The sequence below is a fragment of the uncultured Roseobacter sp. genome, from assembly GCF_947491795.1.
Taxonomy (GTDB): domain Bacteria; phylum Pseudomonadota; class Alphaproteobacteria; order Rhodobacterales; family Rhodobacteraceae; genus Roseobacter.
Genome location: NZ_CANLKW010000001.1, coordinates 889,091 through 903,055, shown reverse-complemented (window position 1 = coordinate 903,055; position 13,965 = coordinate 889,091). Strand labels below are relative to the sequence as shown.

The window sequence follows — 13,965 nt, the reverse complement described above, 5'->3', positions numbered from 1 at the left end:
ACTTGGATTTTGAGGCATATTCCCACGCGCTGGCTGCACTCGCACTCTGGGCCATACTGGTGTCGGTGCTGGGCATGGTGTCCACGCGCGGACGCACGCCGGAGAACCGGTGCGACTGTGGCAAGCCCAAACGGGACTATGCCAACCCCGTCTACCGGGCCGAGCGTGCCTTTATGAATGCTGTCGAAGTGTCGGGCCCGTTTGTTGCCGCAACCGCAGCGGCGGTGCTGGCCGGTGCGGCGCCATTCTGGGTCAATTTTTTTGCCTCTGCGTTTATTGTCGTGCGTCTGGCGATGGCATTTGTGCATATCCGGACAGAAAACCAGAACGCGCGGTCTGCCTGTTTTGCAATGGGCCTGCTGTGTATTCTGGCGCTGGCCCTGATGGGCCTGGTGGCGGCGTTTTGAGCGTTCTGGCACCATATCAGGGTGCGGGCTGGCTGCGCGCTGTGGCTGTCGCCGCGGTCGTCGCCCCGCTGGCGGCCTGTGCTGCTCCACCGTCCGGCGCACCGCAAACAGCTGCGCCCGCTGCAGACAGCGCGGAGCTGGATGAGGCCGCACGGTATTTTGCCCGGAACGCAGGCGTTGCGAGTTTCTATGTCACGCGCTGTGGCGGGGCAGGGGTTGGCTACCGTCTGGGGACGAGCACGGAAATGAACCTGCGGTTTTTCGACACCCTGGTGGCACGGGGCTATGCGCCTGAGCAGATCAATGCTGCTGCCGCACGGGTGCGCCGGGCCGATGTGACCACGGCTACAACCGCGCACCTTAAAGAGCGCGGTGTAGACGCCACCGATGACGCGGCTGTCTGCGCTGCGGCACTGGCCGAAATCGATGCACGTTCGCCCGTTGGCAATATGATGCGGAGGGTCTGAGCATGCAGGGACACCACCTTGCCGAGCTGAACGTCGGGCGCCTGCTGGCCCCTGTGGATGATCCGCGCGTGGCGGAATTCATGGCCAATCTCGACCGGATCAACGGTCTCGGTAAGCGTATGCCGGGGTTCGTGTGGATGATGGAAGGGTCGGGCGCGCCGGGCACTGGCAACACAGAAGCTAGCATTGATGGCGATCCGCAGTATGTCTCGAACCTCACGGTCTGGGAAAGCGCCGCCGAGCTTGAGACCTTTGTCTGGGGGACAATCCACAAGCAGTTTTACGAGCGCCGCCAGGAATGGTTTGAGGTGCTCGGTGAGATGCATTTTGTGATGTGGTGGGTGCCTGTCGGGCATCAGCCCACGCTGGACGAGGCGCTGGCGCGTCTGGAGCATCTGAAGAAACACGGGGACAGTGATCACGCCTTTGGCTGGTCATACCTGAAAGAGGCGCGGCTCTGGCAGGAGAACCGCTGCGGGGAGGTTGCGGCAGAGTGACGGGCATGAAGACATATGGCGCGGTCCTGCTGGCAGCGCTGCTGCTGACGGGCTGTGGTCCGGATGATGACACGATCTTTTTTGACGGGCAGTTTTACCGTGCCAAGGCCAAGAAGGACGGGGAACGGCACCAGTTCCGCGCCACTGCGCGGCCGGTCTCGGCCTCGATCGAGGGGGCCCGCGAGGCGGCTCGCTATGAGGCGATTACCTATTGTGTGGTCAACTACGGCAGCTCGGACATCATCTGGGAAACCGATCCTGATGTCCCCGCCGAAGAACTGCAGGTTGCCGATGACACGCTGACACTGACGGGGTCCTGCCCGCTGTGAGGCATATGTCCACATATCCCGTCTGCCGGGGGCGTTATTGTATAACGAACCTGTGCGGACCCATCTCTGAGCAGGGCGCGGGGGTTTCTGACTGCGCCGTGGTCACTGCGGGAGAAACAGGATGGGACGTCTGATGCTGGCAGGTGCAATGATACTCGGGCTGAGCGCCCCGCTGGCGGCGCGCCCGGCTCTGCGGGATGTGCCGGTGATCGATGACGGGCTCTATGCGGTGGGTCTGGCCGACACGGTTCGCAAAGCCTGTCCGGAGATTTCGGCGCGGTTCTTCCGGGCCCTGGGGTTTTTGCAGGACCTGCGGGCCGAGGCAGAGAGCCGCGGCTATACCAGGGCCGAAGTCGAGGCGCATCTGAATTCGGATGCCGAAAAGAACCGCCTGCGCGCACGGGCCGCGCAGCAGATGAACGAACTGGGCTTTGCGCAGGACACTGCGGGTTACTGCGCGATGGGCCGCCACGAGATCGCGTCGGGCAGTGCCGCCGGGCGGCTGTTGCGGGAGGTGGGCCAATGACGCGTCTGATGGCACTGTCTGCCGTGCTGATGCTGGTCTGTGTGCCTGCACTTGCGGGCGTAAAAACCAAGATGGCCGCAAGTTTTGAGCAGTTTCCAGCCGGAACGGCCTGCGGTGTCGAGGGCGCGTTTCTGCCGGTGAAACAGATACAGCGGGACAGTGGCCCGCGCATCATTCTGACGGGCTATGCCAGTGTGGGGCGCGTCTGGTGCGATCTGCCGGACGGGCGGCGCGTCGGGTTTAACATCAACAAACGATTGCCGGACAAGGCAAAGGTCGCAGGCTTCAGGGTATTTCCCAACGGACGCGCGACGATGACATCACGGGTCGAGGGCGAAGAGATGGTCACAAACCAGCTCACCGGTGTAATTGAGCCCTGGACACCATAGGATAACAGCGCGCAGGCTGACCTGCGTGCCGATGAGAAGGTCAAGGATATGAGTGACTTACGCAAAGTCATTATCGACGGTAAAGAGATCGAGGTCGAGGGTGCGATGACCCTGATCCAGGCCTGTGAGCAGGCTGGTATCGAGATCCCGCGGTTCTGCTATCACGAACGGCTGACGATTGCCGGCAACTGTCGCATGTGTCTGGTCGAGGTGGTGGGCGGCCCGCCCAAGCCTGCGGCCTCCTGCGCGATGCAGGTCCGCGATCTGCGTCCGGGCCCCGAGGGTCAGCCGCCCGTGGTCAAAACGAACTCGCCCATGGTCAAGAAGGCGCGTGAGGGGGTGATGGAGTTTCTGCTCATCAACCACCCGCTGGACTGCCCGATCTGCGATCAGGGCGGCGAATGCGACCTGCAGGATCAGGCGATGGCCTACGGGGTTGATTTCAGCCGCTACCGCGAGCCCAAACGTGCGACCGAGGACCTGGATCTGGGCCCGCTGGTCGAGACCCATATGACACGCTGCATTTCCTGCACCCGTTGTGTACGCTTTACCACCGAGGTGGCTGGCATTCACCAGATGGGCCAGACGGGCCGGGGCGAGGATGCGGAAATCACCAGCTATCTGGGGCAGACCCTCAACAGCAATATGCAGGGTAACATCATTGATCTGTGCCCGGTTGGTGCTTTGGTTTCAAAGCCTTACGCCTTTACCGCGCGTCCCTGGGAGCTGACCAAGACCGAGAGCATTGACGTGATGGATGCGCTGGGATCGAACATCCGCGTGGACACCAAGGGCCGCGAAGTGATGCGCTTTCTGCCCCGGAACCACGACGGGGTGAACGAGGAATGGATTTCGGACAAAACGCGGTTTGTCTGGGACGGTCTGCGCCGGCAGCGGCTGGACAAGCCCTATATCCGTGAAAACGGCAAGCTGCGCCCTGCATCCTGGCCCGAGGCTTTGTCTGCGGCTGCGGCGGCCATGGACGGCAAATCGGTGGCCGGTATTGTTGGCGATCTGGCGTCTGTCGAGGCGGCCTTTGCGCTCAGACAGTTCATCGAAAGCAAGGGCGGCGTCGTGGAATGCCGCACGGACGGCGCGCATCTGCCAGCGGGTAACCGCTCGGCCTATGTGGGAACGGCCACCATCGAGGAACTGGACACCGCTCAGGCGATCATGATCATCGGTGGCAACCCGGCGGTTGAAGCGCCTGTGCTGAACGCGCGCATCCGCAAGGCCTGGACAAAGGGTGCAAGCGTCGGTCTGATCGGCGAGGCAGTTGATCTGACCTATGAATACAATCACATCGGCACCGGCGCGGCGACGCTGACCGAGCTGATGGGGCGGGATCACTCCGGTGTGGCAGACAAGCCCTCGGTGATCATTGTCTGTCAGGCAGCACTGCAGCGCTCGGATGGTGCGGCGGTCCTTGCCGAAGCGATGGCTCTGGCGGAGTCCACGCAGTCTTCCTTCATGGTGCTGCACACGGCCGCCTCCCGCGTGGGCGCGATGGATATCGGTGCTGTGAATGAGGGCGGCATGGCCGCTGTGTCCAAAGCGGATGTGATCTATAACCTGTGCGCGGACGAGATTGAGATCGCGGACGGACCCTTTGTGATCTACCAGGGCAGCCACGGCGACCGGGGTGCGCACCGCGCCGATATCATTCTGCCCGGCGCGGCCTATACCGAGGAGCCGGGCCTGTTTGTGAACACCGAAGGGCGCCCGCAACTGGCGCTGCGTGCAGGCTTTGCCCCTGGTGAGGCCAAGGAAAACTGGGCCATTCTGCGGGCGTTGTCTGCGGAATGTGATGCTCAGCTGCCCTATGACAGCGTCGCCCAGCTGCGCCAGGCCCTCGTGAAAGAGGTCCCGCACCTGGCAAAGATTGACGAGGTCGCGGAAAACGACTGGCAGCCTGTCGCGCGTGGTACGCTGTCGGACGGTGACTTTGGCCAGGCGGTCAGTGATTTCTATCTGAGCAACCCGATTGCCCGGGCGAGCCAGCTGATGGCGGAACTCTCGGCCAATGCCAAAGCCCGCAACAAGGAGGCCATGGCCGCAGAATGAAGCGGATTGCACTTATACCCCCTCTGGCACTGGCAGCCTGCGCACCGCCGGTGCCGCAGGCCGAGGACTTTATCCCGGAGTATCTCGGGGCAGAGGCCAGGCTGCTGGATGTGGATCTGGTGCAGTTCAACGTGGCGATGACCAAAGCACAGAGCAGTGCGGATGTTGAAAAATACGCGGAATGTGCCGCAGCGCAGTACACGCTGATCCGGGGATATGGATTTGCGCGTCATTTGCGTACAAAAGTAACCAAAGAGGGTGGCGTGTGGGCGGCAGATGCTGTTTACACCATCTCGCCAACCCTGCCTGACGGGCTTGTTGTGATCGACGCCAAAGTCGTCGCGGCGGCCTGCAAGGAAACTGGAATACCGACGGTGTGAGGACCTATGGCTGACTTCTTGACCACCCCCGGCGGCATCGCCGTCCTGATCCTGGCCCAGGTGCTGGCTGTTGTCGGCTTTGTCATGGTCTCGCTGCTGTTTCTGGTCTACGGCGACCGCAAGATCTGGGCCGCGGTCCAGATGCGGCGTGGCCCGAACGTGGTGGGCACCTTTGGCCTGCTGCAGACGGTCGCTGACGCGCTGAAATATGTGGTCAAAGAGGTGGTTGTCCCCGCTGGTGCGGACCGCACGGTGTTCATGCTGGCTCCGCTGACCTCTTTTGTGCTGGCGCTGCTCGCCTGGGCGGTGATCCCGTTTAATGACGGCTGGGTGCTGAGCGACATCAACGTGGCCATCCTCTTTGTTTTCGCCATTTCCTCGCTGGAAGTGTACGGCGTGATCATGGGCGGCTGGGCGTCAAACTCCAAATACCCGTTCCTTGGCTCCCTGCGCTCTGCGGCGCAGATGATCTCCTACGAGGTCAGTCTCGGTCTGATCATCATCGGCGTCATCATCTCCACCGGGTCGATGAACTTTGGCGGGATCGTGGGCGCGCAGGCGGGCGACTATGGTGCGCTGAGCTGGTACTGGCTGCCGCATTTCCCGATGGTGTTCCTGTTCTTCATCAGCTGTCTGGCCGAGACCAACCGCCCGCCGTTTGACCTGCCCGAGGCAGAATCCGAACTGGTCGCGGGCTATCAGGTCGAATACTCCTCGACGCCCTTCCTGCTGTTCATGGCCGGTGAGTATATCGCGATCTTCCTGATGTGCGCGCTCACCACCCTGTTGTTCTTTGGGGGCTGGCTCACGCCGATCCCGGGTGTTGCTGACATCCCGCTGCTGGGCGACGGCGTGCACTGGATGGTCATCAAGATGGCCTTCTTTTTCTTTTTGTTCGCAATGGTAAAGGCGATCACACCGCGCTACCGCTACGACCAGCTGATGCGGCTGGGCTGGAAAGTGTTCCTGCCGTTCAGCCTCGTCTGGGTGGTCTTTGTGGCCTTTGCGGCGAAATTCGAATGGTTCTGGGGGGCATATGCCCGCTGGGGGATGGGAGGGTAGAGATGGGCGTTCATGCTCTTATACTGACGGCTCTTCTTTCCGCACCTGCGACAGCAGCGATCGTTTGTGAGACTGAGGCAAAGGCATTTCATGTCGCCGAGCTGTCTTTCAACGCGACGGTTAAAGGCGAAACAAGGTACCCTGTCCGTGATGCCGGGTTCCTGTCCGCTTCTGCGCAACATTTCGTAGAGCAGTTGCCGGCACTTTCCCCTTGCGAAGCGGAAGGAGTTGCGCCCGCCTCTGTTCCGTTTTGTGGCACCGTTTCCGCTTCTCTGATGCTAAGCCAGTTTTTCCTTTTTGCCTGGTCGCAAAATGATACTGGTTTTCCACAGGACGCCCTGGCCTATCTGGAAGAAACGGATTTTGACTATCCGCGCCGCGCCGTTGAATGGACAAACTGCCTCGGTCTTGCGTTGGCGGATTTGGGTGCGCCGGAACTATTGATAAGGCACAACGAATACAACTCGACAATCCGTGAAGGTTTTCGTGCGAATTTCGGAATTGAACTCAATCTGGAAGAGGTTAAGGCTCAGTGACACAGATCGACTACACCCGCGCCGCGAAATACTTCCTGCTGCAGGACTTCTGGGTCGGCATGAAGCTGGGGCTGAAGTACTTCTTCGCGCCGAAGGCCACGCTGAACTACCCGCATGAAAAGGGGCCCTTGTCCCCGCGTTTCCGGGGCGAGCACGCGCTGCGCCGGTATCCCAATGGCGAGGAACGCTGCATTGCCTGCAAGCTCTGCGAGGCGATCTGCCCGGCGCAGGCGATCACCATTGATGCCGAACCGCGCGAGGATGGCAGCCGCCGGACCACGCGTTATGACATCGACATGACCAAATGCATCTATTGCGGTTTCTGTCAGGAAGCCTGCCCGGTGGATGCGATTGTCGAGGGGCCGAATTTCGAGTTCTCCACCGAGACCCGCGAAGAACTCTACTACGACAAGCAGAAACTGCTCGATAACGGTGAGCGCTGGGAAGCCGAGATCGCCCGCAACCTCGAAATGGACGCACCCTACAGATGAGCGACCCGAAGAACCCTTTTGAGGGGGCGAACCCCTTTGCTGCCATGATGGAGCAGGCGCAGGAAATGGCGAAGTCTTTTCCGGCGATGGAGGCGTTCAGCCCCAAAGGGTTCGAGAAAATGATGGGCACAATGCCCAAAGACATGATGGAAATGATGTTCGGCAACACGCTGAACGAGGGCGGGCTGGATGCGCGCACCCGGATGCTGCTGACGCTTGCCGGGCTGACCATGCAAGGCGCGCAGAACGATGTGGCGTTTCGCCAGGCCGTGCGCCATGCGCTGGAGGCCGGCGCCACCCAGCAGCACATTGTCGAGACCATCGGACAGATGTCGATGTTTGCAGGTCTGCCTGCGATGACCCGCGCGCTGGAGCTGGCGCAGCAGGTACTGGACGAAGAAAAGGACGCGGAATGATCGTATTTGCCTTTTATCTCTTTGCCATCAGCGTGATCGCGGGCGGGCTTTTCACTGTGATCAGCCGCAATCCGGTGCATTCGGTGCTCTGGCTGATCCTCGCGTTTTTGTCCTCGGCCGGGCTCTTTGTGCTGCTGGGCGCAGAGTTCGTGGCGATGCTGCTGGTGATCGTCTATGTGGGCGCGGTCGCGGTGCTGTTCCTTTTCGTGGTGATGATGCTCGACGTGGATTTCGCCGAGCTCAAGGCGGAGATGGCGCGGTACATGCCGCTGGCGCTGCTGATTGCGCTGGTTATTCTGATGCAGTTCGTGATGGCCTTCGGGGCCTGGGAAAGCAACGCCGCCGCCGAAGGTCTGCGCGCGCAGGTGGCACCGGTAGACCGGCACAATACCGAGGCCCTTGGGCTGATCCTTTACGACCAGTATTTCCTGCTCTTCCAGCTTTCCGGCCTGATCCTGCTGGTGGCGATGATCGGTGCGATTGTGCTGACGCTGCGCCACCGCTCGGACGTCAAACGCCAGGATGTTGTCGCTCAGATGATGCGCGATCCGGCTATGGCGATGGAGCTGAAAGACGTCAAACCGGGGCAGGGTCTGTGAAACGCGCAGCACAAAACTCCGTCAAAGGCTTTGTCTTGGTAGCAACTTGCTACTCCATCACAAGTATTAGCGTCGCCCAAGCCGACGGTTGGCATTCTGTTGAAAACCTGAAGTCGTCTTGCGAGTACTCCGTGTCGCAAAACAGTCTTGGACATGATCAGCAAACGTTGGCTTACATGTGCTTGGGTTACATTTCGGGAGCGGTTGCAGTTATGGCGCAGAATTGTGCATCATATGCATTTGACTTCGCTCCGAGCCCACAACTCGCAATTGGCTCCTTTCCAAACATCGAAGCTGCAAGGTTGTCATTTTTGAGTTGGACAGTCGCGAATCCTGAACAATGGGAACGACCAGCGTTGGTTGGCGTGGTTTCGGCGCTGTCTGCAGAATTCCCCTGCAAAGGCCAGTAAGGAAGAATAGATGATCGGACTTGAACACTACCTCACTGTCGCGGCGACGCTTTTTGTCATTGGCATCTTCGGGCTCTTTCTGAACCGCAAGAATGTGATCATCCTGCTGATGAGCATCGAACTGATGCTGCTGGCGGTGAATATCAACCTTGTGGCCTTTTCCAGCTTTCTGGACGACCTGGTGGGTCAGGTCTTTACGCTCTTTGTGCTGACGGTGGCGGCCGCAGAGGCGGCGATCGGTCTGGCCATTCTGGTCTGTTTCTTCCGCAACCGCGGCACCATCGCCGTGGAAGACGTTAACGTGATGAAGGGCTGAGACCATGGAAACCATCATCCTCTTTGCCCCGCTGGTGGGTGCGATCCTGTGCGGTTTCGGCTGGAAAGTCATTGGCGAGACAGCGGCCATGTGGACGGCCACGTCGCTGCTCTTTCTGTCAGCGCTGCTGAGCTGGCTGGTCTTTGTGACCTTTGACGGCACCACCGAACAGATCCAGATCCTGCGGTTCATTGAAAGCGGCACGCTCAGCACCGACTGGGCGATCCGCCTGGACCGTTTGACCGCGATTATGCTGGTCGTGATCACCACGGTCTCCAGCCTCGTGCACCTTTATTCCTTTGGTTACATGGACAAGGACCCGCAGTGGAAAGAGGGCGAGACATACAAGCCGCGCTTCTTTGCCTACCTGTCGTTCTTCACTTTCGCGATGCTGATGCTGGTGACGGCGGATAACCTGGTGCAGATGTTCTTTGGCTGGGAAGGTGTAGGCGTCGCCTCGTACCTGCTGATCGGGTTCTACTATCGCAAGCCCTCTGCCAATGCAGCAGCGATCAAGGCTTTTGTGGTCAACCGCGTGGGTGATTTCGGCTTTGCGCTGGGAATTTTCGCGCTGTTCTTTCTGACGGACAGCATCAACTTTTCCGATGTGTTTGCGGCGGCACCGGATCTGGCCGAAACCCAGCTGACATTCCTGTGGGCTGAATGGAACGCGGCCAATCTTGTGGCCATGCTGCTCTTTATCGGCGCGATGGGAAAATCGGCGCAGCTGCTGCTGCACACCTGGCTGCCCGACGCGATGGAAGGCCCGACCCCTGTGTCCGCGCTGATCCACGCGGCGACCATGGTGACGGCTGGCGTCTTTCTTGTCTGCCGCATGTCGCCCATCATGGAGTTTGCACCCGAGGCCACGGCCTTTATCACCGTACTGGGGGCCACAACGGCGTTCTTTGCGGCAACCGTGGGCCTGGTGCAGACGGATATCAAACGGGTGATCGCCTATTCGACCTGCTCGCAGCTGGGTTATATGTTCGTCGCCGCAGGCGTCGGTGCCTATCCTGTGGCGATGTTCCACCTCTTCACCCATGCTTTCTTCAAGGCGATGCTGTTTCTGGGCGCGGGCTCGGTCATCCATGCAATGCACCACGAGCAGGACATGATGAACTATGGCGGGCTGCGCAAAAAGATCCCCTACACCTTCTGGGCGATGCTGACCGGCACGCTGGCCATTACCGGTGTCGGTATCCCGCTCACGGGCTGGATCGGCTTTGCCGGTTTTGCATCGAAAGATGCGGTGATCGAAAGCGCCTTTGCGGCTGGCAACGGGTTCGCCTTCTGGGCGCTGGTGATTGCGGCTCTTTTCACCAGCTTCTATTCCTGGCGGCTGATGTTCCTGACCTTCTGGGGCACCCCGCGGGGCGACAAACATACGCATGAACACGCGCATGAAAGCCCGATGGTCATGCTGATCCCGCTCGGTGTTCTGGCGCTGGGGTCTGTCTTTGCCGGTGCGATCTGGTATTCGAGCTTTTTCGGAAAGCAGAACGAGATCATCAGGTTCTTTGGCGGTCACTATGAGGCCCCGGCCGAAGAGCTTAAAAAGGCCGTGGCAGAGCGGAGCCCAAAGGCGTCCGAGCTCAAATACGTGATGGCAGATGCGCCGGGCGAAGCGGGCATCTACATTGCGCCCGAAAACACCGTGCTGCATGAGGCGCATTACGTGCCCACATGGGTGAAGCTGTCGCCGTTCATCTCGATGGTGCTGGGATTTGTGGTGGCTTACTGGTTCTACATCGCCAATCCGAGCCTGCCCGGTCGCCTGGCGCAAAACCAGCGTCCGCTGTATCTGTTCCTCAAGAACAAATGGTACTTTGACGAGCTTTACGACGTGATCTTTGTGGGTCCGGCAAAATGGATCGGCAGTTTTCTGTGGAAGCGCGGAGACGGCAGTGTGATCGATGGCGGCCTGAATGGCGTGGCTATGGGGATCATTCCGTTCTTTACCCGCCTCGCAGGCCGTGCGCAGTCCGGCTACATCTTTACCTATGCATTTGCCATGGTCATCGGCATCGCGGTGCTGGTCACCTGGATGACGCTCGGCGGAGGAGTTGAGTGATGGATAACCTTCTGTCTATGGTCACATTCCTGCCCGCACTTGCCGCGCTGATCATGGCGGTCTGGCTGCGGGGGGATGACGAATTTGCCAACCGCAATGCGCGCTGGCTGGCAATGGGTGCGACCACGGCGACCTTCCTTGTGTCGCTGTTCATTCTGGCGCAGTTCGATCCGAACGACACCGGCTTTCAGTTTGTCGAGGAACGCGAATGGCTGCTGGGGCTGCAGTACAAGATGGGCGTCGACGGGATCTCTGTCCTCTTTGTGATGCTGACGACCTTTATGATGCCACTGGTGATTGCGGCGTCCTGGAACGTGACCACCCGCGTCAAGGAATACATGATCGCCTTTCTGCTGCTGGAAACGCTCATGCTGGGCGTCTTCATGGCGCTGGATCTGGTGCTGTTCTATCTGTTCTTTGAAGCGGGCCTTATTCCGATGTTCCTGATCATTGGTATCTGGGGCGGGGCGAACCGGATCTATGCGAGCTTCAAGTTCTTCCTCTACACTTTCCTCGGCTCTGTGCTGATGCTGGTGGCGATGGTGGGCATGTTTGCGGATGCGGGCACCACTGACATCGAAGTTCTGATGAACCACGAATTCGCCTTTGAGACTTTCCCGGTGCTGGGCATACAGATTGTGGGCGGCATGCAGACGCTGCTCTTTCTTGCGTTCTTCGCCAGCTTTGCGGTCAAGATGCCCATGTGGCCGGTGCACACCTGGCTGCCCGATGCGCACGTGCAGGCGCCGACAGCCGGTTCTGTCGTGCTGGCGGCCATCCTGCTGAAGCTGGGGGGCTACGGTTTTATCCGCTTTTGCCTGCCCATGTTCCCTGTGGGGTCCGAGGTGATGACGCCGCTGGTGCTGTGGATGAGTGCCATTGCGATTGTCTACACCTCGCTGGTCGCCCTGGTGCAGGAAGATATGAAAAAGCTCATCGCCTATTCATCGGTGGCGCACATGGGCTTTGTGACCATGGGGATTTTCGCCGCCAACCAGCAGGGCGTGGATGGCGCGATTTTCCAGATGATCAGCCACGGCTTTATCTCCGGCGCGCTCTTTCTCTGTGTCGGCGTGATCTATGACCGGATGCACACGCGCGATATCGACGCCTATGGCGGTCTGGTAACCCGTATGCCGGCCTATGCGCTGATCTTTATGCTGTTCACCATGGCCAATGTGGGGCTGCCGGGCACTTCTGGTTTCGTGGGTGAATTCCTGACGCTGATGGCGGTCTTTCAGGTCAATACCTGGGTGGCGGCGGTGGCAACAACCGGTGTGATCTTCTCGGCGGCCTATGCGCTGTGGCTTTATCGCCGGGTCGTTATGGGCGATCTGATCAAGGAAAGCCTGCGTTCGATCACAGATATGACCCCGCGTGAGCGCTGGATCTTTGCCCCGCTGGTGGTGATGACGCTGCTGCTGGGGGTTTATCCCGGGCTGGTGCTGGATATTACCGGGCCGGCGGTCGCCAACCTGGTCTCAAATTATGATACGGCGCTGGCCGCGGCTGAGGCCGCCTCGCAGCTCGCATCGAACTGAAGGGTGACGCAATGACTTCTGCTGATCTGACACTGGTCCTGCCCGAGATACTGCTCTCTGTCTACGCGATGGTGATGCTGCTGGTGGCGGTCTACACCTCCAAAGACGGGCTGGCATCTACCCTGGTCTGGATGACGGCAGGTGTGATGATCGCGCTGGCGGCATATATCGGGATCAACGGCGAGGGCGCAAAACCCGCCTTTAACGGGATGCTGATGATCGACGGCTTTGCCCGTTTTGCCAAGGTGACGATCCTGCTGTCTGCGGCGGTCGTGCTGATCATGTCCGAAGGCTATATGAAAGCGCGGGATCTGCTGCGGTTTGAATACCCGCTGCTGGTGGCGCTGAGCGCGGTTGGCATGATGGTGATGGTCTCGGCTGCGGATCTGATGGCACTTTATATGGGCCTGGAGCTGCAGTCGCTGGCGCTTTATGTGGTAGCGTCGCTGCGGCGCGAGAGTGCGAAATCTACCGAAGCAGGTCTGAAGTATTTTGTGCTGGGTGCGCTCAGCTCTGGTCTGCTGCTTTATGGTGCATCGCTGGTTTACGGCTATGCAGGCACGACGCTCTTTTCCGGCATTATCCAGACCGCGCAGGCAGGCGAAGTGTCCCTTGGTCTGCTCTTTGGTCTGGTCTTCCTGATGGCGGGTATGGCCTTTAAGGTTTCGGCAGTGCCTTTCCATATGTGGACGCCGGACGTATATGAAGGCTCGCCCACACCTGTGACGGCCTTTTTTGCCACCGCACCCAAAGTTGCAGCAATGGCGCTCTTTGCGCGCGTTCTGCACGATGCGTTCGGCAATGCGGTCAGCGACTGGAGCCAGATCGTAGCGCTGCTGTCGGTACTGTCCATGTTCCTCGGGGCCGTTGCTGCCATTGGCCAGACCAACATCAAACGGCTGATGGCCTTCTCGTCTATTGCCCATATGGGATATGCGCTGATGGGGCTCGCAGCCGGGACGGTGCTGGGTGTTCAGGCGATGCTGATCTATATGGCGATCTATGTGACCATGAACATCGGCACCTTTGCCTTTATCCTGCTGATGCAGAAAGACGGGCAGCCTGTGACGGAGATATCGTCGCTGAACATGTATGCGAAACGTGAACCGGGCAAAGCGCTGGCGATGCTGGTTCTGCTTTTCAGTCTGGCGGGCGTGCCGCCGATGCTGGGTTTCTTTGGCAAGTTTTACGTGTTGCGCGCCGCCTATGAAGCCGGTCTGGCCTGGCTGGCCATCGCCGGTGTGATTGCGTCGGTCATCGGTGCCTATTATTACCTGCGGATCGTCTTCTTTATGTATTTCGGGGACGACAGCGAGGACGGGCTGGACAAGGGCGGCGCACCGATCCTGTCTGGTTTATTGCTTGCCTCGGCAGCGATCATGATCCTTGGCATTGTCAATATGTTCGGCGTTGAGACTGCAGCGGCGGCAGCAGCTGCTGTGCTGGTCAACTGACCGGTGT

The 13,965-nt window shown here is 59.7% G+C and carries 18 protein-coding genes; all 18 read left to right on the top strand.

What is annotated here, in order from left to right:
• The first annotated feature begins 2 nt into the window (after window positions 1-2).
• The 18 genes from Q1A34_RS04460 to nuoN all read left to right on the top strand — a co-directional run bounded on the left by Q1A34_RS04460 (window position 3) and on the right by nuoN (window position 13,958).
• On the top strand, window positions 3-407 hold the full coding sequence (locus Q1A34_RS04460; protein ID WP_300031294.1) for an MAPEG family protein: 405 nt from the start codon (window positions 3-5) through the stop codon (window positions 405-407).
• Complete coding sequence (locus Q1A34_RS04455; RefSeq protein ID WP_300031291.1) at window positions 404-874, top strand: DUF5333 family protein; 471 nt, start codon at window positions 404-406, stop codon at window positions 872-874. The genes Q1A34_RS04460 and Q1A34_RS04455 overlap by 4 nt, the downstream gene beginning before the upstream one ends.
• Window positions 875-876: 2 nt before the next feature.
• A complete protein-coding gene (locus Q1A34_RS04450; protein ID WP_300031289.1) occupies window positions 877-1,371 on the top strand; it encodes a DUF3291 domain-containing protein in 495 nt (164 codons plus the stop codon).
• A gap of 5 nt (window positions 1,372-1,376) precedes the next feature.
• Entirely contained in the window at window positions 1,377-1,700 is a 324-nt protein-coding gene (locus Q1A34_RS04445; RefSeq protein ID WP_300031286.1) for a hypothetical protein, read from the top strand.
• Window positions 1,701-1,821: 121 nt separating this feature from the next.
• Window positions 1,822-2,226 carry a DUF5333 domain-containing protein gene (locus Q1A34_RS04440; protein WP_300031283.1) on the top strand — a complete coding sequence of 135 codons (405 nt, stop codon included), beginning with the start codon at window positions 1,822-1,824 and terminating at the stop codon, window positions 2,224-2,226.
• On the top strand, window positions 2,223-2,615 hold the full coding sequence (locus Q1A34_RS04435; protein ID WP_300031280.1) for a hypothetical protein: 393 nt from the start codon (window positions 2,223-2,225) through the stop codon (window positions 2,613-2,615). The genes Q1A34_RS04440 and Q1A34_RS04435 overlap by 4 nt, the downstream gene beginning before the upstream one ends.
• Window positions 2,616-2,663: 48 nt before the next feature.
• Entirely contained in the window at window positions 2,664-4,679 is a 2,016-nt protein-coding gene (gene nuoG / locus Q1A34_RS04430) for an NADH-quinone oxidoreductase subunit NuoG (RefSeq protein ID WP_300031277.1), read from the top strand.
• A complete protein-coding gene (locus Q1A34_RS04425) occupies window positions 4,676-5,059 on the top strand; it encodes a hypothetical protein (protein WP_300031274.1) in 384 nt (127 codons plus the stop codon). Before nuoG ends, Q1A34_RS04425 begins: the two co-directional genes overlap by 4 nt.
• A 6-nt stretch (window positions 5,060-5,065) precedes the next feature.
• On the top strand, window positions 5,066-6,121 hold the full coding sequence (nuoH, locus tag Q1A34_RS04420; protein ID WP_300031271.1) for an NADH-quinone oxidoreductase subunit NuoH: 1,056 nt from the start codon (window positions 5,066-5,068) through the stop codon (window positions 6,119-6,121).
• Between the two features lie 2 nt (window positions 6,122-6,123).
• Complete coding sequence (locus tag Q1A34_RS04415) at window positions 6,124-6,657, top strand: hypothetical protein (RefSeq protein WP_300031268.1); 534 nt, start codon at window positions 6,124-6,126, stop codon at window positions 6,655-6,657.
• Window positions 6,654-7,148 carry an NADH-quinone oxidoreductase subunit NuoI gene (gene nuoI / locus Q1A34_RS04410; RefSeq protein ID WP_298842096.1) on the top strand — a complete coding sequence of 165 codons (495 nt, stop codon included), beginning with the start codon at window positions 6,654-6,656 and terminating at the stop codon, window positions 7,146-7,148. Before Q1A34_RS04415 ends, nuoI begins: the two co-directional genes overlap by 4 nt.
• The gene (locus Q1A34_RS04405) at window positions 7,145-7,564 is read left to right on the top strand and encodes a carboxymuconolactone decarboxylase family protein (protein ID WP_300031265.1); all 420 of its coding nucleotides are present in this window, start codon (window positions 7,145-7,147) and stop codon (window positions 7,562-7,564) included. The genes nuoI and Q1A34_RS04405 overlap by 4 nt, the downstream gene beginning before the upstream one ends.
• Window positions 7,561-8,163 carry an NADH-quinone oxidoreductase subunit J gene (locus Q1A34_RS04400; RefSeq protein WP_300031262.1) on the top strand — a complete coding sequence of 201 codons (603 nt, stop codon included), beginning with the start codon at window positions 7,561-7,563 and terminating at the stop codon, window positions 8,161-8,163. Before Q1A34_RS04405 ends, Q1A34_RS04400 begins: the two co-directional genes overlap by 4 nt.
• Window positions 8,160-8,573 carry a Rap1a/Tai family immunity protein gene (locus tag Q1A34_RS04395; protein ID WP_300031259.1) on the top strand — a complete coding sequence of 138 codons (414 nt, stop codon included), beginning with the start codon at window positions 8,160-8,162 and terminating at the stop codon, window positions 8,571-8,573. The genes Q1A34_RS04400 and Q1A34_RS04395 overlap by 4 nt, the downstream gene beginning before the upstream one ends.
• A gap of 10 nt (window positions 8,574-8,583) precedes the next feature.
• Window positions 8,584-8,889 (top strand): NADH-quinone oxidoreductase subunit NuoK, encoded by a 306-nt coding sequence (gene nuoK / locus Q1A34_RS04390; RefSeq protein WP_039686350.1) that lies wholly within the window; start codon window positions 8,584-8,586, stop codon window positions 8,887-8,889.
• A gap of 4 nt (window positions 8,890-8,893) precedes the next feature.
• Window positions 8,894-10,963: an NADH-quinone oxidoreductase subunit L gene (gene nuoL / locus Q1A34_RS04385; protein WP_300031256.1), complete on the top strand. Its 2,070-nt coding sequence runs from the start codon at window positions 8,894-8,896 to the stop codon at window positions 10,961-10,963.
• On the top strand, window positions 10,963-12,504 hold the full coding sequence (locus tag Q1A34_RS04380) for an NADH-quinone oxidoreductase subunit M (RefSeq protein ID WP_300031253.1): 1,542 nt from the start codon (window positions 10,963-10,965) through the stop codon (window positions 12,502-12,504). The genes nuoL and Q1A34_RS04380 overlap by 1 nt, the downstream gene beginning before the upstream one ends.
• Window positions 12,505-12,515: 11 nt before the next feature.
• On the top strand, window positions 12,516-13,958 hold the full coding sequence (gene nuoN, locus Q1A34_RS04375; RefSeq protein ID WP_300031250.1) for an NADH-quinone oxidoreductase subunit NuoN: 1,443 nt from the start codon (window positions 12,516-12,518) through the stop codon (window positions 13,956-13,958).
• Window positions 13,959-13,965 lie beyond the last annotated feature (7 nt).

What these genes read in the sequence shown, in the direction of transcription:
- nuoL (WP_300031256.1), top strand. Translation starts at nt 8,894, where the DNA reads ATGGAAACCATCATCCTCTTTGCCCCGCTGGTGGGTGCGATCCTGTGC.
- Q1A34_RS04400 (WP_300031262.1), top strand. Translation starts at nt 7,561, where the DNA reads ATGATCGTATTTGCCTTTTATCTCTTTGCCATCAGCGTGATCGCGGGC.
- Q1A34_RS04405 (WP_300031265.1), top strand. Translation starts at nt 7,145, where the DNA reads ATGAGCGACCCGAAGAACCCTTTTGAGGGGGCGAACCCCTTTGCTGCC.
- Q1A34_RS04415 (WP_300031268.1), top strand. Translation starts at nt 6,124, where the DNA reads ATGGGCGTTCATGCTCTTATACTGACGGCTCTTCTTTCCGCACCTGCG.
- nuoK (WP_039686350.1), top strand. Translation starts at nt 8,584, where the DNA reads ATGATCGGACTTGAACACTACCTCACTGTCGCGGCGACGCTTTTTGTC.
- Q1A34_RS04450 (WP_300031289.1), top strand. Translation starts at nt 877, where the DNA reads ATGCAGGGACACCACCTTGCCGAGCTGAACGTCGGGCGCCTGCTGGCC.
- nuoH (WP_300031271.1), top strand. Translation starts at nt 5,066, where the DNA reads ATGGCTGACTTCTTGACCACCCCCGGCGGCATCGCCGTCCTGATCCTG.
- Q1A34_RS04425 (WP_300031274.1), top strand. Translation starts at nt 4,676, where the DNA reads ATGAAGCGGATTGCACTTATACCCCCTCTGGCACTGGCAGCCTGCGCA.
- nuoN (WP_300031250.1), top strand. Translation starts at nt 12,516, where the DNA reads ATGACTTCTGCTGATCTGACACTGGTCCTGCCCGAGATACTGCTCTCT.
- nuoG (WP_300031277.1), top strand. Translation starts at nt 2,664, where the DNA reads ATGAGTGACTTACGCAAAGTCATTATCGACGGTAAAGAGATCGAGGTC.
- Q1A34_RS04380 (WP_300031253.1), top strand. Translation starts at nt 10,963, where the DNA reads ATGGATAACCTTCTGTCTATGGTCACATTCCTGCCCGCACTTGCCGCG.
- Q1A34_RS04435 (WP_300031280.1), top strand. Translation starts at nt 2,223, where the DNA reads ATGACGCGTCTGATGGCACTGTCTGCCGTGCTGATGCTGGTCTGTGTG.
- Q1A34_RS04445 (WP_300031286.1), top strand. Translation starts at nt 1,377, where the DNA reads ATGAAGACATATGGCGCGGTCCTGCTGGCAGCGCTGCTGCTGACGGGC.
- Q1A34_RS04440 (WP_300031283.1), top strand. Translation starts at nt 1,822, where the DNA reads ATGGGACGTCTGATGCTGGCAGGTGCAATGATACTCGGGCTGAGCGCC.